Below are 21,425 nucleotides of genomic sequence, written 5' to 3'. Positions count from 1 at the left end.
AAATAACTCAAAAATCTGGCATTGACTTTTGGCACGCTGTTGAGTTCTCAAGGAACGGACGCTTCCTTCAAACCCCTCTCAGGGCCCTCCGGGCGCTTCCCTTCGCTGCTCGCCACACCAGGTCCGGTCCGAGCAGCTGGGCTGCTCCCGGTTCCCCTTGCGGCGATGACGTAAACGTACTGGAGTGGAGCGCCCAGATGCAAATCCGGGCGCTCCACCGGGAGATGGGAGCTAGACCTCCATGACCACGGGCATGATCATCGGCCTGCGCCGGTAGGTGTCGGAGACCCACTTGCCCACGGTTCGCCGCACCAGCTGCTGGAGTTGGTGGGCCTCGACCACGCCGTCCTGGGCCGAGCGGGCCAGCACCTCGTTGATCTTGGGGATGACCGTGGCGAAGTCGGAGTCCTCGATGCCGGAGCCGCGGGAGTGGATGCTCGGCCCGCTGACGATCTTTCCGGTACTGGTGTCGACCACCAGGAGCACGGAGATGAAGCCCTCGTCGCCGAGGATGCGACGGTCCTTCAGGCTGGACTCGGTGACGTCCCCGACGGAGAGGCCGTCCACGTAGACATAGCCGGCCTGGACCTTGCCCGCGATCTTCGCCTTGCCGTCGACCAGGTCCACGGCCACGCCGTCCTCGGCGATCACGATGCGCTCGGCCGGGACGCCCGTCATGGCGCCCAACTCCGCGTTGGCGCGCAGGTGTCGCCACTCGCCGTGGACCGGCATCAGGTTCCTGGGCTGGCAGATGTTGTAGAAGTACAGCAGCTCGCCGGCCGAGGCATGGCCCGAGACGTGGACCTTCGCGTTGCCCTTGTGGACCACGTTGGCGCCCCAGCGGGTGAGCCCGTTGATCACGCGGTAGACCGCGTTCTCGTTCCCCGGGATCAGGGAGGACGCCAGGATCACCGTGTCGCCCTCGACGATGCGGATCTGGTGGTCGCGGTTGGCCATCCGGGAGAGGGCGGCCATCGGCTCGCCCTGGGAACCGGTGCAGACCAACACCACCTCGTGGTCGGGCAGGTCGTCCAGCGTCTTGACGTCGACGACCAGGCCCGCCGGCACCCGGAGGTAGCCGAGGTCGCGGGCGATGCCCATGTTGCGGACCATGGACCGGCCGACGAAGGCGATCCGCCGGCCGTGCTCGTGCGCGGCGTCCACGATCTGCTGGATGCGGTGGACGTGGCTGGCGAAGCTGGCCACGATGATCCGCTTCTCGGCGCGCGCGAAGACCTGGCGCAGCACCCCGGAGATCTCGCGCTCGGGGGCGACGAAGCCGGGGACCTCGGCGTTGGTGGAGTCGGAGAGCAGCAGGTCGATGCCCTCCTCCCCCAGCCGGGCGAAGGCCCGCAGGTCGGTGAGGCGGCCGTCGAGCGGCAGTTGGTCCATCTTGAAGTCGCCCGTGTGGACGACCATGCCGGCCGGGGTCCGGACGGCGACGGCCAGGGCGTCGGGGATGGAGTGGTTGACCGAGACGAACTCGCAGTCGAAGGGGCCGATGCGTTCCCGGTGCCCCTCCTTCACCTGGAGGGTGTAGGGGCGGATGCGGTGTTCCTGGAGCTTGGCCTCCAGGAGGGCGAGCGTCAGCTTGGAACCGATCAGCGGGATGTCCGGCTTCTCCCGGAGGAGGTAGGGGACGCCGCCGATGTGGTCCTCGTGCCCGTGGGTGAGCACGATGCCTTCGATGTCGTCCAGCCGGTCCCGGATGGAGCTGAAGTCCGGCAGGATCAGATCGATGCCGGGCTGCTCCTCTTCGGGAAAGAGCACTCCGCAGTCGACGATGAGCAGTCGGCCGCCGTACTCGAGAACGGTCATGTTGCGGCCGATCTCGCCCAGGCCGCCGAGCGGGGTAACGCGGAGGCCACCCTCAGGGAGCTTCGGCGGTGGGCCGAGTTCTGGATGGGGATGACTCAAGAGACTCTCCTGACCACGCGCGCCACTGCCCGGTGACGGGGGCACGTGGCGCGCGTGACTGTGTGCATGGATCGGTATTCAGTTATCACCAATGTGCGCGACAGTGCGCGAACGTGTGCGTCGCGTGCGCGGCACGCGGACTAGATCTGTACCCCACCGGCGGCGAGATCCCTCTTCAGCTGCTCGGTCTCGGCCTCCGTGAGTCCCACCAGCGGCAGCCGCAGCGGGCCGCCCGGCAGGCCGAGGAGGGCGAGGGCGCCCTTGGAGGTGATCACGCCCTGGGTGCGGAACATGCCGGTGAAGACCGGGAGCAGGCGCTGGTGGATCTCGGTGGCCTTGGCGACGTCGCCGCCGGTGTGGGCCTCGACGAGGGAGCGCAGCTCGGCCGTGACCACATGGCCGACGACCGAGACCAGGCCCACCGCGCCGACGGACAGCAGCGGGAGGTTCAGCATGTCGTCCCCGGAGTACCAGGCCAGGCCCGTGGTGGCGATCGCCCAGCTGGCGCGGCCGAGGTCGCCCTTGGCGTCCTTGTTGGCCACGATCCTGGGGTGCTCGGCGAGCCGGACCATCGTCTCGGTGTTGATCGGGACGCCGCTGCGGCCGGGGATGTCGTAGAGCATCACCGGCAGCTCCGCGGCGTCCGCGACGGCGGTGAAGTGCTGGTACAGGCCCTCCTGCGGGGGCTTGTTGTAGTACGGGGTCACGGTCAGCAGGCCGTGGGCTCCGGCTCGTTCGGCGGCGCGGGCCAGCTCGCAGCTGTGCCGGGTGTCGTTGGTGCCGACCCCGGCGACCACGTGGGCGCGGTCGCCCACGGCCTCCACCACGGCCCGCACCAGCTCGGTTTTCTCCCCGTCGGTGGTGGTGGGGGACTCGCCGGTGGTCCCGTTGACGATCAGCCCGTCGTTGCCGGAGTCCACCAGGTGGGTGGCCAGCCGCTGGGCGCCCTCAAGGTCGAGCGATCCATCCCCCGAGAAGGGCGTGACCATGGCGGTCAGGATCCGCCCGAAGGGGATGTCAGGAGTGGAGGTCGGAGCCATGGTGTCCACGCTACTCGTAGCTCGGGCCGCCGTGGCCCATCGGGGCTGGCAACGTGTGGAACCCGGCGCTGCTTGCTCGGGGGTTCAAACAGCGCCGGGCCCGTTCAATCACCCTAGATGAACTTCGCGAAATGTCGCAATACGGACACCTCCGGTGGTGGTCCGGCCGCTCAGGGGGCGACCCGGCCGTTGGCGTTGAACGCCGCGTGGGTCAGCGGCATCAGGCGGGCCCACTCGGCCTCCATCAGCTCGGCGACCATCTCGATCTCCCGCTGGGGGAAGGACGGCACCTTCGCCCGCTCGTCCTTCGTGCGCAGCCCGAGGAAGTGCATCAGGGAGCGGGCGTTGCACGTCGCGTACATCGTCGAGTAGAGCGCGACGGGCAGGGAGGCCCTGGCGACCTCGCGGGCGACGCCGGCCTCCAGCAGCTCCTGGTAGGCGGCGTAGGACTGACGGTAGGAGTCCTCCAGGACCTTGCCGACCAGGGCGTGCTGCTCGGCGGAGCCGGCGACGAACTCGTACTTGCCCGGACGGCCCCGCTGCACCAGCGGGCGCCGCTCGTCCGGCACGTAGAAGACCGGGGCCAGCTCCCGGTACCGGCCGGACTCCTCGTTGTACGACCAGCCGACGCGGTGGCGGTGGAACTCGCGGAAGACGAAGATCGGCGCGCTGACCAGGAAGGTCATCGAGTTGTGCTCGAAGGGGCTGCCGTGCCGGTCCCGGAGCAGGTAGTTGATCAGGCCCTTGGAGCGCTCCGGGTCCCTGCCGACCTCCTCCAGCGAACGCTCCCCCGCGGTGGAGACCCGGGCGGCGAAGAGCACGTCGGTGTCCGAGGCGCTGTGCTTGACCAGCTCCACCGTCATGTCGCTGCGGAATCGGGGGGTGTCGGTCATCGGCGGTCCTTCCGGGCGGGGCGGTGCGAGCGGCACCCACCCTAAGGGGGACCACTGACAGTCCCCTGATCCCGGTCTCAAAAGGGACTCATCGGTCGAGGTGCGGACTCTTCCCTTGATATTTTCAGATGCAACACCAATGGAGGAAGGGAGCGTTCCGATGGCGGACTTCCATCACGCCGAGTTCATGCGACAGGACGACCACGGGACGCCCGTGCCCGCGCGTCGGCGTCCCTCGGCGGCGCGGATTCTGGGTGGCGCACTGGTCGCACTGGTGGTCATATCGGGACTGGTCGGGGCGTTGCTGCTGGCCACGCCGGCGCTGGAGCCCAAGGACCGAACGGTCCCGGACGCACCTGAGGCGGCCGAGAGTCGCTGAGCGCGATAGCCTCACCGTTCGCAGGAGTTCATCCCGTCATGTGATGTGCTTGTGATACGAACGAGGACGAGCCGTGCCCCTGACTTTTCTCTCCGCCGAGCACGACGCGCAGAGCAGCCCGACTGACGGTCCGTTGCCCCACGGGCAGCCGGACCACTGGCGGCGGCCCTACCGCCCCGGTCCGTGGCGGGTGGGTGGGGCGGCGATCACGTTGCTGCTCGCCGCCTATCTGCTGATCTCCGCCGTGATCATCGCGGCCGCCGGTCCCCCGACCGGCGCCACCGTCACCGCGCTCTGCGCCGTCACCTCGGTGACCTTCGCGCTCCGCCTGCTGCGGATGGGCCTGTGGGTCAGCCCGCGTGGTCTCCGCCGGGTCGGGCTCTTTCGGACCCAGACGCTGCGTTGGCGCGAGATCGCCGAGGTCCGCACCGTGCAGCAGCCGGTGAAGTGGCTCGGGCTGCCCAGGAGCGTGCAGGGCCAGGCCGTGGTGATACAGCCGAGGAAGGGCGAGACCCTGCGGCCGCTGGTGACCGACCACAGCGCCGACTTCCTCAACCGGCCGGAGCCGTTCGAACGGGCCGCCGACGTCCTGGAGGCGTGGGCCGCCGAGCACGAGACCGACGGGGGCGGCCGAGGCCGGTAGCGGCTTCCCGCCGGGGTGGGCCCGGGGCGGTGCGACCACCGGGGTGGTGACTCGGCCGGCGGCGTCGTCGTCTACCGGCGGTCGCGGGTTCCCGCGCAGCTCCCCGCGCCGCTGGCGCCGTCGGCTGTCATCCGCGGCGGCCGGCGTGGAGGGCGATGGCATGTTCCATCGTGCGGCGGGCCCGCGGTGTGTCCCTGGCGTCGTGGTAGGCGACGGCCAGCCGGAACCAGCAACGCCAGTCCTCCGGCCGCTCCTCCACCTCGGCCTGGCGCCTCGCGAACGCCTCGTCCGCCGCGTCCCTGTCGATCCGGCCGCTGGGCGTGCGCGGCAGGTCGTCCACCGCGAGCCCGCCCTCGGCGTCCAGCTCCCGGCCCAGCCGGTTGGCGTGCAGCACGAAGCGGAAACTGCGCCACAGGAACCAGCCGCCGATCAGCGGCAACGCCATCACCGCCACGCCCAGCGCGACCGTGACCCAGGTGCCCTCGCGGATCAGCAGCACCGCCCGGTGCCCGGCCAGCGCCAGATAGCCGACCAGCAGCACACTGACCACGGCATAGCCGACCTTCGCCACCACGGTCAGCCGTCCAGGTCCAGAAAGTGTTCGAGCCCGAAGGTCAGGCCCGGCACCTCGACCACCCGGCGCACGCCAAGCAGCACGCCCGGCATGAACGAGGAACGGTTCATCGAGTCGTGGGCGATGGTCAGGATCTCGCCCTCGTCACCGAAGCGCACCTCCTGGTGGGCGACCAGGCCGCGCAGCCGCACCGCGTGCACCGGGACCCCGTCGACCGACGCGCCGCGCGCCCCGTCGAGGGCGGTGGTGGTGGCGTCCGGCTGGTCGCCGAGGCCGGCCGCGCGGCGCGCCTCCGCGACGAGCTGGGCGGTGCGCACGGCGGTGCCGCTTGGCGCGTCCGCCTTCCCCGGGTGGTGCGACTCGACGATCTCGACGGACTCGAAGTAGCGCGCCGCCTGTCGCGCGAAGCGCATGGTGAGCACCGCGCCGATGCCGAAGTTCGGCGCGATCAGCACGCCGACCCCGGGCGCCGCGGCCAGCCGGCCGCGCAGCGTCGCCAGCCGTTCCTCGGTCCAGCCGGTGGTGCCCACGACGCCGTGGACCCCGTGGGCGACGCAGAACGCCAGGTTCTCCATCACCGCGTCCGGGTGGGTCAGCTCGACGGCCACCTCGGCGCCGGCCTCGGTCAGGGTCTCCAGCCGGTCGCCACGGCCGAGCGCCGCGACCAGTTCCAGGTCGTCCGCGGCCTCGACCGCGCGCACGGCCTCCGCGCCCATGCGTCCCTGGGCGCCGATCACGGCCACCCGCTGCTTGCCCATGGTCCGGTCCGTTTCTCTCGTGTCCTTGTCGTTTCCCCCGCCGCGTCGCTTCCCCGTGTCCCCGCCCGCCCGGCCGGCGCCGCTCAGCCCGCGACGGCGGCCGACAGCCGGCCCGCCTGGCGGTCGTTGAGGCGGCCGATGACGGAGAGGGACGGGCGCCGGCCGAGCACGTCGGCGGCGACCTGGCGCACCTCGTCCGGGGTGACGCGGGTGATGCGCTCCAACAGGCCGTCGACGGAGAGCTGTTCCCCCCAGCAGATCTCGCTCTTGCCCAGCCGGTGCATCACCGAGCCGGTGTCCTCAAGACCCAGCACGGTGGAGCCGGCGAGCTGGCCGATCGCCCTGCGCGTCTCGTCCTCGTCGATGCCGTGCTCGGCGACCTCGGCCAACTGCTCGCGGCAGATCTTGAGCACGTCGTCCACCTGCCCGGGGCGGCAGCCGGCGTAGATGCCGAAGAGACCGCAGTCCGCGTAGCCCGAGGTGTGGCTGTAGACGCTGTAGGCCAGGCCACGCTTCTCCCTGACCTCCTGGAAGAGCCGCGAACTCATGCCGCCGCCCAGCGCGGTGGAGAGCACCGACAGCGCCCAGCGGCGGTCGTCGTGGCGGGAGACGCCGGGCATCCCCAGCACGAGGTGGACCTGCTCCGTCGCGCGGTCCAGCAGGTCGACGCGGCCGGCCGAGTCCAGGACGCGCCGGCCGCCGCGCGGCGACGCCGGGCGGGCGTCGGGCGCGCCGGGGAGCACCCCGGCGCGTTCGAACGCGGCCCGTACCTGCTCGACGACCGCGTCGTGGTCGACCCGGCCGGCGGCGGTGACCACCAGGCGGGTCGGGTCGTAGTGGGTCCGGTAGAACTCCGCGATGCGGTCCCGGTCCAGGGCGTTGACGGTCTCCTCGGTACCGAGCACCGGGCGGCCGAGCGGGGTGTCGCCGAGCAGGGTGTGGGCGAAGAGGTCGTGGACGCCGTCACCGGGGTCGTCGTCGGTCATCGCGATCTCCTCCAGGATGACCCCGCGCTCCGCCTCCACCTCCTCGGGCGCGATCAGGGAGTCGGTGAGCATGTCGCACACCACGTCGACCGCCAGCGGCAGGTCGGCGTCGAGCACCCGCGCGTAGTAGCAGGTGAACTCCTTGGTGGTGAACGCGTTCATCTCGCCGCCCACCGCCTCGACCACCGAGGAGATCTCCAGGGCGTCGCGCCGGTGGGTGCCCTTGAAGAGCAGGTGCTCCAGATAGTGGGTGGCGCCGTTGAGCTCGGCCGACTCGTCGCGCGAACCGACCTGCGCCCAGATCCCGAAGGTGGCGGACCGCACCGCGGGCACCGACTCGGTGACCACCCGCAGCCCGCCGGGCAGGACCGTCCTGCGGACGGTGCCGGCGCCGCCGCCGGCCGGTGGCCCGGACGTGCCGGCATGGCGCTGACGGGGCACGGCCCGCCCCACCGCGAGGGTGGGGCGGGCCGTCGTGCCACGAGGTGAACGGGTCACTTCTCGGCTGCGTCCTTCTCGTTCTTCGACTCGCCCTCGGTCTCCTCGGCCTCGTCGAGGACGGGGATCAGGGAGAGCTTGCCGCGCTGGTCGATCTCGGCGATCTCGACCTGGACCTTCTGGCCGACGCCGAGCACGTCGTCGACGTTCTCCACGCGCTTGCCGCCGGCGAGCTTGCGGATCTGCGAGATGTGCAGCAGCCCGTCCTTGCCCGGGAGCAGCGACACGAACGCGCCGAAGGTGGTCGTCTTCACCACGGTGCCCAGGTACCGCTCGCCGACCTCGGGCATCGTCGGGTTGGCGATGCCGTTGATCGTGGCGCGGGCGGCCTCGGCGGCCGGGCCGTCGGCGGCACCGATGTAGATGGTGCCATCGTCCTCGATGGTGATGTCGGCGCCGGTGTCCTCCTGGATCTGGTTGATCATCTTGCCCTTGGGGCCGATGACCTCACCGATCTTGTCCACCGGGATCTTCACGGTGATGATCCGGGGGGCGTTCGGGGACATCTCGTCCGGGACGTCGATGGCCTCGCTCATCACGTCCAGGATGTGCAGCCGCGCGTCCCTGGCCTGCTTGAGGGCGGCGGCCAGCACGGAGGCGGGGATGCCGTCCAGCTTGGTGTCGAGCTGGAGCGCGGTGACGAACTGCCGGGTGCCGGCGACCTTGAAGTCCATGTCGCCGAAGGCGTCCTCGGCACCGAGGATGTCGGTCAGCGTCACGTAGTGGGTCTCGCCCTCGATCTCCTGGGAGATCAGGCCCATGGCGATGCCGGCGACGGGGGCCTTGAGGGGCACACCGGCGTTCAGCATGGACATGGTGGAGGCGCAGACCGAGCCCATCGAGGTCGAGCCGTTGGAGCCCAGCGCCTCGGAGACCTGCCGGATGGCGTAGGGGAACTCCTCGCGGGTGGGCAGCACCGGCACCAGCGCGCGCTCGGCGAGCGCGCCGTGGCCGATCTCGCGGCGCTTGGGCGAGCCCACGCGACCGGTCTCACCGGTGGAGTAGGGCGGGAAGTTGTAGTTGTGCATGTAGCGCTTGCGGGTCACCGGGGAGAGGGTGTCCAGCTGCTGCTCCATGCGCAGCATGTTGAGCGTGGTGACGCCCAGGATCTGGGTCTCGCCGCGCTCGAAGAGCGCCGAGCCGTGGACCCGCGGGATGGCCTCGACCTCGGCGGCCAGGGTGCGGATGTCGGTGACGCCGCGGCCGTCGATGCGGACCTTGTCGCGGATCACGCGCTCGCGCACGACCTGCTTGGTCAGCGAGCGGTAGGCGGCGGAGATCTCCTTCTCGCGGCCCTCGAACTGGGAGAGCAGCTTCTCGGCGGCGACCGCCTTGAGGCGGTCCAGCTCGGCCTCGCGCTCCTGCTTGCCCGCGATGGTCAGCGCGCGGGAGAGGTCCTCGCGGACCGCGTTGCTCAGCGCGTCGAAGACGTCGTCCTGGTAGTCCAGGAAGATCGGGAACTCGCCGACCGGCTTGGCCGCCTTGGCGGCGAGGTCGGACTGGGCGCGGCAGAGGACCTTGATGAACGGCTTGGCGGCCTCGAGGCCGGCCGCGACCAGCTCCTCCGTCGGCGCCTGGGCGCCGCCCTTGACCAGCTCGATCGTCTTCTCGGTGGCCTCGGCCTCGACCATCATGATGGCCACGTCGCCGTCGGCCAGGGTCCGGCCGGCGACGACCATGTCGAAGACGGCCTCCTCCAGCTCCGAGTGGGTGGGGAAGGCGACCCACTGGCCGCGGATCAGCGCCACCCGGGTGCCGCCGATGGGGCCGGAGAACGGCAGCCCGGCGAGCTGGGTGGAGCAGGAGGCGGCGTTGATGGCGACCACGTCGTAGAGGTGGTCGGGGTTGAGCGCCATGATCGTCTCGACGATCTGGATCTCGTTGCGCAGGCCCTTCTTGAAGGAGGGGCGCAGCGGGCGGTCGATCAGCCGGCAGGTGAGGATCGCGTCCTCGGAGGGGCGGCCCTCGCGCCGGAAGAAGGAGCCGGGGATCTTGCCGGCCGCGTACATCCGCTCTTCGACGTCGACGGTGAGCGGGAAGAAGTCCAGCTGGTCCTTCGGGTTCTTCGAGGCCGTGGTCGCCGAGAGGACCATGGTGTCGTCGTCGAGGTAGGCGACGGCGGAGCCGGCGGCCTGCTTGGCGAGTCGGCCGGTCTCGAAGCGGATGGTGCGGGTGCCGAAGGCGCCGTTGTCGATCACGGCTTCGGCGTAGTGTGTCTCGTTCTCCACCTTGGTGTTTCTCCTCTTCTGCGCGCTCGCCCGCGAGGGGCGGCGCGTGCGGGTGGAGCACCTCCCGACGGGCCGGCCATCGATCGAAGCCTCCGGGACGCCGCCCGGAAGCCACTACCGAAGACCGGCGGCGGTGTGAAGGCGCTCCGCCTGTGTCCTAGTGGGTGTGCTGGGCACCAGCCTACAAAGGGGACGGTGACCCAGCCCGTTCTCCACCGCCCGGGGGGCGATCCCCGGATACGGCGAAGGGAGCGGCCCCGCGTGGGTGACCGCTCCCTGTCGGGCGTACTACCTGGCGCCCGCCGCGCCGCGGCGGATGCCGAGCCGCTCCACCAGCGCACGGAAGCGCTGGATGTCCTTGCTGGCGAGGTACTGCAGGAGCCGGCGGCGCTGGCCGACCAGCAGCAGCAGACCACGGCGGGAGTGGTGGTCGTGCTTGTGCTTCTTCAGGTGCTCGGTGAGGTCGGAGATGCGGCGGCTGAGCAGCGCGACCTGGACCTCGGGGGAGCCGGTGTCGCCCTCCTTGGTGGCGAACTCGGCGATGATCTTCTGCTTCGTGGCGGCGTCGAGAGACGACACACGTACTCCTCGTGGTGGTTTGATCGTCAGCCACCGAGTGCCCCTGGTCTGAACCACAGGGGAGCTTCCGGAACTCGGGAGGCGGGGTCCGTTGAGCGCTTCCTCCGGGGACTTCCGGGGGCGCGTACGCAAACGGCCGTTACGCAGGCTACATCAGGTTGGCTCGCCGGGGCACATCGGGTCGGTCGGACCCACGCCGGGGCGGAATGATCATACCCTCGCCGGTCGACCCGTGGTGTCCCGGTCACGGACGGTGGCCCGCCCGGGGGCGGCGGGCCCCGGCGGCTCCGGCGCGTGGGGCGGGCGCGCGGCGGCGGGGCGCGTAACTACTGCCCGGCGCTCGGTTTTTGGCGGTTCGGTGACGCTCTCCGAGCCATTCGGTGCCGCATGTCGACGGCTTATGCTGCGGGGGTGACTTCGACACAGCAGGGCGCACGGCAGGGCCTCACGCCACGGCAGGCCCGCCGGTTGCGGATGGGGATCGCGGCGGGGGCCATGGTCGCGATGGCGGTGGTGCTGGTCGTGCGGCTGGGGGACGGCTCCTCGCTCCAGTCCATAGGGCTCTACGGCGCCGCCTTCGTGCTCTCCGGCGCCGTGATCGAGATGAGCCGCAGGGGCAGGACCCGGCTCGGGATGGCCGTGCTGGTGGCGGGCTTCGCCCTCGTTCTCGGCCTCGACTGGTACCTCTAGGGACGGTGCCGGGCACGGTGCGAGGCGGCGCCGGGCACGGCGCCGTGACAGTGCGCCGCGTTACGATCACCTAGGGGTTCGGCGAGGGCCGATCGCCCGTTCACGTCTTCGGCAAGGTCACCAGAGGAAGCAGGGGTGTTGGGCTGTGGCCACGACTGAGACTCCGGAAGAGATCGCCGCGCGCAAGGAGCGCGAGAAGAACGAGTTGTACGCGCTGGACATCTCGGGTGTCGAGTGGCTGAGCGCCCCGGGGGGGCCGGAGGACGAGAAGGTGGAGATCGCCTACCTCCCCGGTGGCGGCGTGGGCATGAGGAACTCGAAGGAGCCGGAGACCGTGCTGCGGTTCACCGACGCCGAGTGGGAGGCGTTCGTGCTGGGCGCCAGGGACGGCGAGTTCGACATCGACTGACGCCCGGCGGCGGGTCGGCGGGGGTCAGCGGCGCACGCAGGTGTAGGTGCCGAAGAGGCGCCCGTCGTAGTGCGCGTGGACGATGTCGAAGCCGGCGGCGTCGAGCATCGGTTCCAGCAGCCAGCGGTAGGTGCTGTGTTCGGTGCGGATGTGCTCGGCGTAGTCCTCGGCCGTGTAGCCGGCCAGGGGGTCGACGCCGGCGCCGGAGAGCCAGGCGGCGAAGACCTCCTCGGCCTCCTCGGGGGCGAAGTCGTAGACGAGGTCCCGCATCCTGAGCACGCCTCCGGGGCGGAGCAGGGCGGCGACGCGGACCAGCGCCTGGCTCTTCCAGAAGTCGGGCAGCTGGTGCAGGGCGTGCCGGGTGTGCACGGCGTCCGCCGGCGGCCCCTCGTGCCGGTAGCTGAGGAAGCCGGCGCGGACCGTCTCGACGTTGCGCGGTCCGCTCTCCGCGGCGCGGCGGGTGAGGGCCTCCACCATGGCCGGGGAGATGTCCACCGCGACGACGCGGGCGAAGTGCCCGGCCGCGGCCAGCGCGAAGCGGCCGGTGCCGGCGCCGAGGTCGACGACGGTCGCGTCCCCGCCCACGCCGTTGTCGTGGAGCGCGGCGATGTCGTCGGCGGGGTCGGGGAAGCCCTGCTTGCGGTCGAAGTTGGCGACGAACGCCTCGTCGAGGTGCTCGGGGCCCGCGTGGGCCAGTTCGTCGATCATCCACGGGTCAGTCATGGGCGGGACGCTGTCACACGCGGGGGACGGAACGCCGCCCGTTTTCGCGGTGGCGCGGCGCCCTCGCGGGTACAGGGGAGGACTAGGGGAGTTGGACCGGGACGATTAGGGTGAGGGTGGGCGCGGCAGGAGACGCGTGGAACGTGGAACACCGCCCCGCACCGGTGCCCAGGGGAGGCGCCTGGGAGATCCGGCCCGTCCGCGCGCGCAGCGGCCCCGTGAGGTGCGGAGCAGACGAGCAATACCAGCAGCGGGAGGCGTCGTGACCAGCGATCGGGACCAGGTTCGCACCACCGGGGAGGCAGACTCCGGTGCCGAACAGCCCGATGACGAGCTCCTTGAGGAGGAGTCGGAGCACACCGGGCAGTTCACCATCGACTACACCCCGCCCGCCTGGTACGCGGGGGGCGGCGCCGGTGGCGGGGCTGAGAGCCGGGAGAAGGCGGACGCCTCGGGGCCCGCGGCGCCTGTCGCTCCGGCGGACTCCGGCGGGGCTTCGCCCTTCCCGGGTCCGCCCCCCGTCGCCCGGCCCGAGCCCGCCGCTTCCCCGTCCGACGCCTCCGGGTCCGCCGCTTCCCGGCCCGCCCGGGAGGGTGACGAGGACGCGAAGTCCGATGACGGCGACCTGGTCAGCGGCGCCACGATGCAGATCTCGGCCGCGGCCGTCCGCAAGGCTCTGGGCGAGCAGCGCTCGGAGGAGCCGAAGGAGGACGAGCCGAAGGGCGAGGAGCCCGCCGGCGAGGCCGCCGCGATCACGCCGCCGCCGTTGCCCGAGCCGCCCGCCCCGCCGCCCGCCCGCTCGGCCGCTCCCCCACCGCCCGCCTCCGGGCTGCCCGGCGGACTGCCGCCGCTGCCCCCCGACTTCCAGCTGAAGCCGCCGACTCCCAGCTCGCCCCCACCGCCCTCCCCCGTGGTGGGCGAGGCACCCGGCGGGGCTCCCGAGCCGCCCGGGATCGAGGTGGAGTTCGCCAAGCCGCCCGAGGAGCCGCAGTTGAACGCCGGGAAGCCGCCCGAGGACTCGGGCCCCAGCTCGCCGCCGCGGGGGATGCCGTTGCCTCCCCCGCCGCCGGCCCGTACCCCCGAGGGGCAGGGTGACGGCACCGGGGACGAGGAGTCGGCCCGGCCGGCTCCGTTCGCGGGCCCCACCGGATTCCCGAACAACGCGGCGCCGTGGGCCGCCCCGCCGAAGCCCGCGGCCGCCGACGACGCGGCGCGGGACGCGGAGGCCGGGCCGAGCCCGGCCGACGCCTGGCCGTCCCCGCCCGACCCGACCTCGGGCGGGCTGGTGGCCCAGCCGCCCACGGCGGTCGGCAGCTGGCCCGCGCTGACCCAGGACAGCCTGCCGCCCCGGGAGGAGCAGGGCTCCGATCCGCCGCAGCCGCCGGCCGGCCAGCCGGCGCCCTGGGGCGCGCCGCCCGCCGCCGCCCAGCCGCCCGCCAACCAGCCGGCGCCGCCTGGCCCGTGGGGCGCGCGGTCGGAGGAGCGCGCGCCCGAGCCACCGCCAGGACCCACGCCTTGGGGCGCGCCGCCCGCGCCCGGCGCCCCCGGCCAGCCGCACCCGTCGGCGCCCCACCAGCAGCCCCCCGGCGCGGCCCCGGGCGCCGGGTTCCCCGGCGCCGCCCCGCAGTCGGGGCCGCCGGCGCTGCCGGGCCAGCCGAGCCCTCCGAGCCAGCCGGGCCCGTCGCCGCACGAACACCGCCCCTACCCCTCCCAGTTCAGCCTCGGGCAGGGCCAGCCCCCGCAGCAGCCGGGCGGCGGGTTCCCCGGTCAGCCGGGACAGCCGGGGCCCCGGCCGGAGCCCCAGGGCTACGGCTACCCGCAGCCGCCCGCCCAGCCGGGGCAGCCGTTCCCGCCGCAGCCCGGTCAGCCGTTCCCGCAGGCCCAGCCGGGCCAGGCCGAGCAGGGCCAGGGCACGCCGCCGCCCCCGCAGCAGCAGTACCCGGCCGGTCCCGGCGGCGAGGGCCCGTACTCGAACCAGGTGCAGCCCGGCGCGCTCGGCTACACCGCCTCCGTCGAGCTCTCCTCCGACCGGCTGATCCAGAGCAAGCGCGCCAACAAGCAGCGTTCGCAGCCGGCCAGCAAGCCCGGATCGCGCTTCCGGATCGGGGGCAAGGCCGCCGAGGAGGAGCGGCTGCGCAAGCTGAACATCATCCGCACCCCCGTGCTCTCCTGCTACCGGATCGCGGTGATCAGCCTCAAGGGCGGTGTCGGCAAGACCACGACGACCACCGCGCTGGGCGCGACCCTGGCCAGCGAGCGGCAGGACAAGGTCATCGCGATCGACGCCAACCCGGACGCCGGCACCCTCGGCCGCCGGGTGCGCCGCGAGACCGGCGCCACCATCAGGGACCTGGTCGGCGCCATCCCGCATCTGAACAACTACATGGACATCCGGCGGTTCACCTCGCAGGCGCCCTCGGGTCTGGAGATCCTCGCCAACGACGTGGACCCGGCGGTCTCCACCACGTTCAACGACGAGGACTACCGCCGCGTCATCGACGTGCTGGGCCAGCAGTACCCGGTGATCCTCACCGACTCCGGCACCGGGCTGCTCTACAGCGCGATGCGCGGGGTGCTCGACCTGGCGCACCAGCTGATCATCGTCTCCACGCCCTCCGTCGACGGCGCCAGCAGCGCCAGCACCACGCTGGACTGGCTGGCGGCGCACGGGTACGGCGACCTGGTGCGGCGCAGCATCACGGTGATCTCCGGGGTGCGCGAGACGGGCCGGATGGTCAAGGTCGAGGACATCGTGGCGCACTTCCAGACCCGTTGCCGGGGCGTGGTGGTGGCCCCGTTCGACGAACACCTCTCCGCCGGCGCCGAGTTGGACCTGGACCTGATGCGGCCCAAGACCCGGCAGGCGTACTTCGAGCTGGCCGCGCTGGTCGCCGAGGACTTCTCCCGGATGCAGCAGGAGCAGGGGCTGTGGACGCCGGACGGCGGGATGCCGCCGCAGGTGGCGCCGCCCCTGCCGGGGCAGCCGACGCCGCAGGGCTACGGCTACCCGCAGCAGGCGCCCCCGCCGCCCGGGTACGGCTACCCGGGCCCCACGCCGCAGGGCTACGGCTATCCGGGGCCCCCGCAGCAGCCGGGCGGTCCAGGGGACTACCCCGGCGCGCCGCAGCAGCCGGGCGCCTGGCGCCCGCCGGGGCCCCCGCAGGGCTGAGCGCCCCGCGCCGGCCGGCCCCGGAGGGGTCAGCCGGCGCGGGTGAGCTCGCGGACGCGCGCGATGTCGCGGTGGATCTGGTCGAGGAACGCCTGGAGCGAGTCGAAGGTCGCCTGGCCCCGCACGAACGCGCCGAACTCGACGGCCACCCAGTCCCCGTACAGCTCCAGGTCGGTGCGGTCCAGCGCGTACGCCTCGACCGTGCGGTGGGTCCCCTGGAACTGCGGGTTGGTGCCGACCGAGACGGCGGCCGGCATCCGTTCGCCGGCGGCCAGCAGCCAGCCGGCGTAGACCCCGTCGGCCGGCACCGCCGAGTGCGGCACCAGATCCAGGTTGGCCGTCGGGATGCCCAGGTCACGGCCGCGCCGCGCGCCGTGCACCACCGTTCCCTCGACGCGGTGCGGACGGCCCAGCACCTCGGCCGCGCCGGTCACGTCGCCCTCGGCGATCAGCCGCCTGGCCAGTGAGGAGGAGAACGGCTCGCCGCCGCCGGCCGCCCCCCGCGCGTAGAGGTCGACGACCCGCACCTCGAAGCCGTAGGTCTTCCCCAGCTCGGCGAGGGTGTCGACGGTGCCGGCGGCGCGGTGCCCGAAGCGGAAGTTGGGCCCCTCCACGACCACCGCCGCGCGCAACCGCTCCACCAGCACCTTCGCCACGAACTCGGCCGGCGACAGCTGCGAGAACTCCTTGGTGAACGGCAGCACCAGCAGCGCGTCGACGCCCAGCTCCGCCATCAGCTCGGCCCGCCGGTGGTGCGGGGCGAGCAGCGGCGGGTGGGAGCCGGGCCGGGTGACCTCCTTGGGGTGCGGATCGAAGGTGATCGCCACCGTCCGCAGGCCCGACTCGCGTGCCGCCTCGACCGCCTGTCCGATGATCAGCTGGTGCCCGCGGTGCACACCGTCGTAGGAACCGATGGTGACGACGCTGCGCCCCCAGTCCCCTGGGACATCCGCCATGTCACGCCAGCGCTGCACCGTTGTCGCTCCTCGCCACCTCGTGCTTGGGTCCTGCCGGTCCAAAAATACCCGCCGCCACCCGTACGGGGGACGTCCGCCTCGCCCCGCCCCGGCCGGCGCGGAGACGTCGCTCAGACGAAGACGGCCAGGCTTCGGCTGCGTTCGCCGTCGGCCTCCACCAGGGCGATCAGCCGCTCGTCCGGGTCGAAGACCGCGACCGGCCCCTTCGGCAGCTCGGGGGTGGTGATCCGCGCCCCGTTGCCCAGCAGGGTGGCCTGCCTGGCGTCCACGTCCCAGCGGGGGAACGCGGCGGCCGCCGCCTCGGCCAGCGTCAACGGCGTCAGCTCGGCGCGGAGTTGGTCGAGGGTGCGGGCCGCGGTCAGGTCGTGGGGGCCGACACGGGTGCGGCGCAGCGCGGTGAGGTGGCCGCCGACGCCCAGCGCGGCGCCCAGGTCGCGGGCGAGCGCGCGGACGTAGGTGCCCGAGGAGCAGACCACCCGGGCCGTCAGGTCGGTGACGCGGGTGCCGTCGGGCGCGGTGGTCTCGGTCGGCGCGCCCACCTCGAAGGTGTGCACGGTGACCGGGCGGGGCGGCAGGGTGACGTCCTCGCCCTCCCGCATCCGCTGGTAGGAGCGCTTGCCGTCGATCTTGACGGCGCTGACCTTCGACGGGACCTGCATCAGCGCGCCGGTCAGCCGGTCGACCTCCGCCGCGACGGATTCCGGGGCGAGCCCGCCGGCGCCCGGCGCCTCGGTGACGTCGCCCTCGGCGTCGTCGGTGACGGTGGACTGGCCGAGCCGGACGGTGGCCAGGTACTCCTTCTCCGTCAGCGCGAGATGGCCGAGCAGCCGGGTGGCCCTGCCGAGCCCCAGCAGGAGCACCCCGGTGGCCATCGGGTCCAGGGTGCCGGCGTGGCCGACGCGCCGGGTGCGGGCGATGCCACGCACCACGGCGACCACGTCGTGGGAGGTGTGTCCGGCGGGCTTGTCCACGACCAGCAGGCCGTCGGGTCCGTCCGCCGTCCTGCGACGCGCCATGGCTCGGCTCAGTCCTCCCGGTCGGAACGGTCGGAACGGTCGGAGCCGTTCGAGCGGTCGGCCGCCTCGGGGGCGTCCTCCTCGTCGCGGCCGGTCTCCCGGTAGGGGTCGGCCCCACCCGCGTAGTCGGCCCCCGCGGCCTCCTGGCGCAGCCGCTCGTCGCGCTCGCGCGCGGCGTCGAAGAGGCTGTCGAGGTTGCGCGCGGTCTCCGGCAGCGCGTCGGGGACGAACGTCAGGCTCGGGGTGTGCTTGACCCCGGCCGCCGCGCCCACGGCCGAGCGCAGCACGCCCTTGGCGCTGCTCAGCCCGGCGGCAACCTCCTCCCGGTCCGCGTCGTCGCCGTAGACCGTGTAGAAGACGGTCGCCTCCCGCAGGTCACCCGTGACCCGGGTGTCCGTGATGGTGACCCGGGTGCCCAGGCGCGGGTCCTTGATGTCCCGGTGCAGCTTCTCGGCCACCACCTCCCGGATGAGGTCGGCCAGCCGCTTCGCCCGTGCCTTGTCCGCCACGGTCCTTCTCCTCGCTCTTTCGTGTCACGGCCGAAGAGGCCGTCACTCGTCGTCCTCGCCGTGGAACCGCCGCCGCACGGACAGCAGCTCCACCTCGGGGCGGGCGGCGACCAGCCGCTCGCACTCGTCCAGCAGGCCGGCCAGATACCCGGCGTCGCCGGAGACCGCGGCCAGTCCGACGGTCGCCCGGCGGTGCAGGTCCTGGTCGCCGACCTCGGCGACGCTCACCCGGAATCTCCTGTGCAGCTCGGCCACGATCGGCCGTATCACCGCACGTTTCTGCTTGAGCGAGTGCACGTCGCCCAGCAGCAGGTCAAAGGACAGCGTCCCGGTATACATGCTGAAGATCGTAACGGGCAGAGCCGGGACGGCCCGCCGGGTTTTTCACTCCCGGCGGGCCACCCCGGCCCCGGCTGTCAGGCGCGCGGCTTCTCGCGCATCTCGTAGGTGGCGATGACGTCGTCGATCTTGATGTCGTTGAAGTTTCCGAGGTTGATACCGCCCTCGAAGCCTTCCCTGATCTCGGTCACGTCGTCCTTGAAGCGGCGCAGGCCCTCGATGGAGAGGTTCTCCGCGATGACCTTGCCGTCGCGCACCAGCCGCGCCTTGGTGTTCCGCCGCACCTCGCCGGAGCGGATGAGGACACCCGCGATGTTGCCCAGCTTGGAGGAGCGGAAGACCTCGCGGATCTCGGCCGTGCCCAGCTCGACTTCCTCGTACTCCGGCTTGAGGAGACCCTTCAGGGCCGCCTCGATCTCCTCGATCGCCTGGTAGATGACCGAGTAGTACCGGACGTCCACGCCCTCGCGCTCGGCGGCCTGGGTGGCACGCCCCTCGGCGCGGACATTGAAGCCGATCACGATCGCGTCGGAGCCGGCCGCCAGGTCGATGTCGGTCTCGGTGACCGCGCCGACGCCCCGGTGGAGCACCCGCAGGTCGACACCCTCGCCGACGTCGAGCTGGAGCAGCGAGGCCTCCAGGGCCTCGACCGAACCGGACGCGTCGCCCTTGATGATGAGGTTGAGCTGCTGGACCTCGCCGGCCGCCAGCACCTTGTCCAGGTCCTCCAGGGAGACCCTGCGGGTGCGCTTGGCGAACGCCGCGTTCCGCTCGCGGGCGGCGCGCTTCTCGGCGATCTGCCGGGCGGTGCGGTCCTCGCCGACCACCAGGAAGTTGTCCCCGGCGCCCGGCACGTTGGTCAGACCCTGCACCAGCACCGGCGTGGCCGGGCCCGCCTCCTGGACGTTGCGCCCGGCGTCGTCGAGCATCGCCCGGACGCGGCCGTGCGCGTCGCCGGCGACCATCGTGTCGCCGACCCGCAGCGTGCCGCGCTGCACCAGCACCGTGGCGACGGCGCCGCGGCCCCGGTCGAGGTGGGCCTCGATCGCGATGCCCTGGGCGGCCTGGCGGGGGTTGGCCCGCAGGTCGAGGGCGGCGTCGGCGGTGAGGACCACCGCTTCCAGCAGACCCTCGATGTTCTGACCCTGCTTGGCGGAGATGTCGACGAACATCGTGTCGCCGCCGTACTCCTCGGCCACCAGACCGAACTCGGTCAGCTGGCCGCGCACCTTCGCCGGGTCGGCGCCCTCGACGTCGATCTTGTTGACCGCGACGACGATCGGGACCTCGGCGGCCTTGGCGTGGTTCAACGCCTCGATCGTCTGCGGCATCACGCCGTCGTTGGCCGCGACCACCAGGATCGCGATGTCGGTGGACTTGGCACCGCGGGCACGCATGGCGGTGAACGCCTCGTGACCCGGGGTGTCGATGAAGGTGATCCGCCGCTCGTCGCCGTTGACCTCGGTGGAGACCTGGTAGGCACCGATGTGCTGGGTGATGCCGCCGGCCTCGCCCTCGATGACGTTCGTCTTGCGGATCGCGTCCAGCAGACGGGTCTTACCGTGGTCGACGTGGCCCATGACGGTGACCACCGGTGGCCGGGAGACCAGGGCCTCCTCGCCGCCCTCGTCCTCGCCGAACTCGATGTCGAAGGACTCCAGCAGCTCGCGGTCCTCCTCCTCCGGGCTGACGATCTGAACCGTGTAGTTCATCTCCTCGCCCAGCAGCTGGAGGGTCGCGTCGGAGACCGACTGCGTCGCCGTGACCATCTCGCCCAGGTTGAAGAGCACCTGGACCAGGGAGGCCGGGTTCGCGTTGATCTTCTCGGCGAAGTCCGTCAGCGACGCGCCACGGGAGAGGCGGATGACCTCGCCCTTGCCGCGCGGCAGCATCACGCCGCCGATCGACGGGGCCTGCATGGCCTCGTACTCCTGGCGACGCTGCCGCTTCGACTTGCGCCCGCGCCGCGCCGGGCCGCCGGGGCGGCCGAAGGCGCCCTGCGTGCCACCGCGGCCACCGGGGCCGCCGGGGCGGCCGCCGAAGCCGCCGGGACGGCCGGCGAAGCCGCCGCCACCGCCCGGACGCGTGCCGGTGCCACCGCCGGGACGGCCGGCGAAGCCGCCGCCACCGGGACGGCCACCGCCGCCACCGCGGCCGGCGAAGCCGCCGCCACCGGGACGACCGCCGCCGCCACCGGGACGGCCACCGCCGCCACCGGGGCCGCCGGGACGGCCACCGGCCGACGGGCGCTGCGGCATCATGCCCGGGTTCGGGCGGTTACCGCCGGGGCCTGGGCGCGGGGCGCCGCCCTGCGGACGCGGCATGTTGCCCGGGGTGGCGCGACCGCCGCCCGGGGCCTGGGGGCGCGGGCCGCCGCCCTGGGAGGGGGCGCCGCCGCCGGGACGCGGCGCGCCGCCGCCGCCCTGCGCCGGACCCGGGCGCGGCCCGGGGCGCGGCGCCTGCTGCGGGCGCGCCATGCCGGTGGAACCACCGGTGGAGAACGGGTTGTTGCCCGGCCGGGGACCGGCGGGACGGCCGCCCGGCTTGGGGCCGGCCGGCTTGCCGCCGCCGCCCGGCTTCTGCTGGCCACCGGGCTTGGGGGCCGGACGGGCGCCGGGCTTGGGGGCCTGGCGCTCGGCGGCCGGCCGCTCGGGGCGCGGCGCCGGACGGGCGGCCTCGCCCTGCGGGGCCGTGAACTCGGGGGTGGCCGGCGTACTCGGCGCGGCCGGCTGCTGCGGGGCCGGCGCGGCCGGACCCGGCTTGGGGCCGGGGCGGGGGCCGCCCGGCTTCGGTGCGGCGCCGCCCGGCTTGGGCGCGCCCGGCTTGGGGGCCGAGGCGCCCGGCTTGGGGGCGCCGGGCCTGGGGGCACCCGGCTTGGGGGCGCCCGGCTTCGCGGGCTTACGGCCGGAGCCGTTGCCCGTGTTCAGCGCGTCAGTCAGTTTGCGTACGACCGGCGCCTCGATCGTCGAGGACGCCGAACGGACGAACTCACCCAGCTCCTGGAGTTTGGCCATGACGACCTTGCTCTCAACTCCAAGCTCCTTGGCGAGCTCGTATACCCGGACCTTAGCCACTTCGCTCCTTATACGGTCCGGGGG

Annotated in this window: 19 protein-coding genes; 5 read left to right on the top strand and 14 right to left on the bottom strand. The window is 72.8% G+C overall.

Annotated elements, in window-relative coordinates; all coding sequences use genetic code 11:
- Nucleotides 1-231: 231 nt before the first annotated feature.
- From CRP51_RS22370 to thyX, 3 genes are all read right to left on the bottom strand, one after another.
- Nucleotides 232-1,917 (bottom strand): ribonuclease J, encoded by a 1,686-nt coding sequence (locus CRP51_RS22370; protein WP_097233098.1) that lies wholly within the window; start codon nt 1,915-1,917, stop codon nt 232-234.
- Between the two features lie 140 nt (nt 1,918-2,057).
- Entirely contained in the window at nt 2,058-2,957 is a 900-nt protein-coding gene (gene dapA, locus CRP51_RS22365; protein WP_097233108.1) for a 4-hydroxy-tetrahydrodipicolinate synthase, read from the bottom strand.
- Between the two features lie 170 nt (nt 2,958-3,127).
- On the bottom strand, nt 3,128-3,850 hold the full coding sequence (gene thyX / locus CRP51_RS22360; protein WP_097233097.1) for an FAD-dependent thymidylate synthase: 723 nt from the start codon (nt 3,848-3,850) through the stop codon (nt 3,128-3,130).
- A 160-nt stretch (nt 3,851-4,010) separates the two neighbouring features.
- On the opposite strand from thyX, the gene CRP51_RS22355 reads away from it, so the two are divergent.
- The gene (locus tag CRP51_RS22355) at nt 4,011-4,229 is read left to right on the top strand and encodes a hypothetical protein (RefSeq protein WP_097233096.1); all 219 of its coding nucleotides are present in this window, start codon (nt 4,011-4,013) and stop codon (nt 4,227-4,229) included.
- Between the two features lie 73 nt (nt 4,230-4,302).
- Nucleotides 4,303-4,872 (top strand): SCO5741 family PH domain-containing membrane protein, encoded by a 570-nt coding sequence (locus CRP51_RS22350; RefSeq protein WP_097233095.1) that lies wholly within the window; start codon nt 4,303-4,305, stop codon nt 4,870-4,872.
- Between the two features lie 127 nt (nt 4,873-4,999).
- Here the strand turns inward: CRP51_RS22350 and CRP51_RS22345 are convergent, their stop codons facing one another.
- The 5 genes from CRP51_RS22345 to rpsO all read right to left on the bottom strand — a co-directional run bounded on the left by CRP51_RS22345 (nt 5,000) and on the right by rpsO (nt 10,495).
- Entirely contained in the window at nt 5,000-5,446 is a 447-nt protein-coding gene (locus tag CRP51_RS22345; RefSeq protein ID WP_097233094.1) for a hypothetical protein, read from the bottom strand.
- 2 nt (nt 5,447-5,448) lie between these two features.
- Nucleotides 5,449-6,204, bottom strand: coding sequence for a 4-hydroxy-tetrahydrodipicolinate reductase (dapB, locus tag CRP51_RS22340; RefSeq protein WP_097233093.1), 756 nt, complete (start codon nt 6,202-6,204; stop codon nt 5,449-5,451).
- A gap of 83 nt (nt 6,205-6,287) precedes the next feature.
- Entirely contained in the window at nt 6,288-7,688 is a 1,401-nt protein-coding gene (locus CRP51_RS22335; RefSeq protein WP_097233092.1) for a M16 family metallopeptidase, read from the bottom strand.
- Complete coding sequence (locus CRP51_RS22330; protein ID WP_097233091.1) at nt 7,685-9,916, bottom strand: polyribonucleotide nucleotidyltransferase; 2,232 nt, start codon at nt 9,914-9,916, stop codon at nt 7,685-7,687. Before CRP51_RS22330 ends, CRP51_RS22335 begins: the two co-directional genes overlap by 4 nt.
- 288 nt (nt 9,917-10,204) lie before the next feature.
- Entirely contained in the window at nt 10,205-10,495 is a 291-nt protein-coding gene (rpsO, locus tag CRP51_RS22325; RefSeq protein ID WP_097233090.1) for a 30S ribosomal protein S15, read from the bottom strand.
- Nucleotides 10,496-10,906: 411 nt separating this feature from the next.
- Here rpsO and CRP51_RS22320 point away from each other — a divergent pair, with 411 nt between their 5' ends.
- Both CRP51_RS22320 and CRP51_RS22315 read left to right on the top strand, forming a co-directional pair.
- Complete coding sequence (locus tag CRP51_RS22320; RefSeq protein ID WP_245880745.1) at nt 10,907-11,185, top strand: hypothetical protein; 279 nt, start codon at nt 10,907-10,909, stop codon at nt 11,183-11,185.
- Between the two features lie 145 nt (nt 11,186-11,330).
- The gene (locus CRP51_RS22315) at nt 11,331-11,594 is read left to right on the top strand and encodes a DUF397 domain-containing protein (protein WP_097233088.1); all 264 of its coding nucleotides are present in this window, start codon (nt 11,331-11,333) and stop codon (nt 11,592-11,594) included.
- A gap of 24 nt (nt 11,595-11,618) precedes the next feature.
- On the opposite strand, the gene CRP51_RS22310 is transcribed toward CRP51_RS22315, so the two are convergent.
- Nucleotides 11,619-12,317, bottom strand: coding sequence for a class I SAM-dependent methyltransferase (locus CRP51_RS22310; RefSeq protein WP_097233087.1), 699 nt, complete (start codon nt 12,315-12,317; stop codon nt 11,619-11,621).
- A 262-nt stretch (nt 12,318-12,579) separates the two neighbouring features.
- On the opposite strand from CRP51_RS22310, the gene CRP51_RS28950 reads away from it, so the two are divergent.
- Nucleotides 12,580-15,486 carry an SCO5717 family growth-regulating ATPase gene (locus CRP51_RS28950; RefSeq protein ID WP_097233086.1) on the top strand — a complete coding sequence of 969 codons (2,907 nt, stop codon included), beginning with the start codon at nt 12,580-12,582 and terminating at the stop codon, nt 15,484-15,486.
- Nucleotides 15,487-15,515: 29 nt separating this feature from the next.
- Here CRP51_RS28950 and CRP51_RS22300 read toward each other — a convergent pair whose 3' ends face one another.
- The 5 genes from CRP51_RS22300 to infB all read right to left on the bottom strand — a co-directional run bounded on the left by CRP51_RS22300 (nt 15,516) and on the right by infB (nt 21,401).
- Nucleotides 15,516-16,460, bottom strand: a complete 945-nt coding sequence (locus CRP51_RS22300) for a bifunctional riboflavin kinase/FAD synthetase (protein ID WP_097233085.1) — start codon at nt 16,458-16,460, stop codon at nt 15,516-15,518.
- A gap of 113 nt (nt 16,461-16,573) precedes the next feature.
- Nucleotides 16,574-17,479, bottom strand: a complete 906-nt coding sequence (gene truB / locus CRP51_RS22295) for a tRNA pseudouridine(55) synthase TruB (RefSeq protein WP_097233084.1) — start codon at nt 17,477-17,479, stop codon at nt 16,574-16,576.
- Nucleotides 17,480-17,487: 8 nt separating this feature from the next.
- Nucleotides 17,488-17,988 (bottom strand): 30S ribosome-binding factor RbfA, encoded by a 501-nt coding sequence (gene rbfA / locus CRP51_RS22290; protein ID WP_097233083.1) that lies wholly within the window; start codon nt 17,986-17,988, stop codon nt 17,488-17,490.
- 42 nt (nt 17,989-18,030) lie between these two features.
- The gene (locus tag CRP51_RS22285) at nt 18,031-18,327 is read right to left on the bottom strand and encodes a DUF503 domain-containing protein (protein WP_097233082.1); all 297 of its coding nucleotides are present in this window, start codon (nt 18,325-18,327) and stop codon (nt 18,031-18,033) included.
- A gap of 77 nt (nt 18,328-18,404) precedes the next feature.
- Nucleotides 18,405-21,401 carry a translation initiation factor IF-2 gene (infB, locus tag CRP51_RS22280; protein WP_097233081.1) on the bottom strand — a complete coding sequence of 999 codons (2,997 nt, stop codon included), beginning with the start codon at nt 21,399-21,401 and terminating at the stop codon, nt 18,405-18,407.
- Between the last annotated feature and the right edge of the window lie 24 nt (nt 21,402-21,425).

It is taken from the genome of Streptomyces zhaozhouensis (assembly GCF_900230195.1).
Lineage (GTDB): Bacteria > Actinomycetota > Actinomycetes > Streptomycetales > Streptomycetaceae > Streptomyces > Streptomyces zhaozhouensis.
Note: the sequence above shows the minus strand (reverse complement) of the source record. Positions and strands in the feature narration are given on the sequence as shown.

Bases quoted from the DNA above. Each gene is read 5' to 3' on its own strand.
- thyX (WP_097233097.1), bottom strand. From the start codon at position 3,850: ATGACCGACACCCCCCGATTCCGCAGCGACATGACGGTGGAGCTGGTC.
- CRP51_RS22355 (WP_097233096.1), top strand. From the start codon at position 4,011: ATGGCGGACTTCCATCACGCCGAGTTCATGCGACAGGACGACCACGGG.
- truB (WP_097233084.1), bottom strand. From the start codon at position 17,479: ATGGCGCGTCGCAGGACGGCGGACGGACCCGACGGCCTGCTGGTCGTG.
- dapA (WP_097233108.1), bottom strand. From the start codon at position 2,957: ATGGCTCCGACCTCCACTCCTGACATCCCCTTCGGGCGGATCCTGACC.
- dapB (WP_097233093.1), bottom strand. From the start codon at position 6,204: ATGGGCAAGCAGCGGGTGGCCGTGATCGGCGCCCAGGGACGCATGGGC.
- CRP51_RS22285 (WP_097233082.1), bottom strand. From the start codon at position 18,327: ATGTATACCGGGACGCTGTCCTTTGACCTGCTGCTGGGCGACGTGCAC.
- CRP51_RS22310 (WP_097233087.1), bottom strand. From the start codon at position 12,317: ATGACTGACCCGTGGATGATCGACGAACTGGCCCACGCGGGCCCCGAG.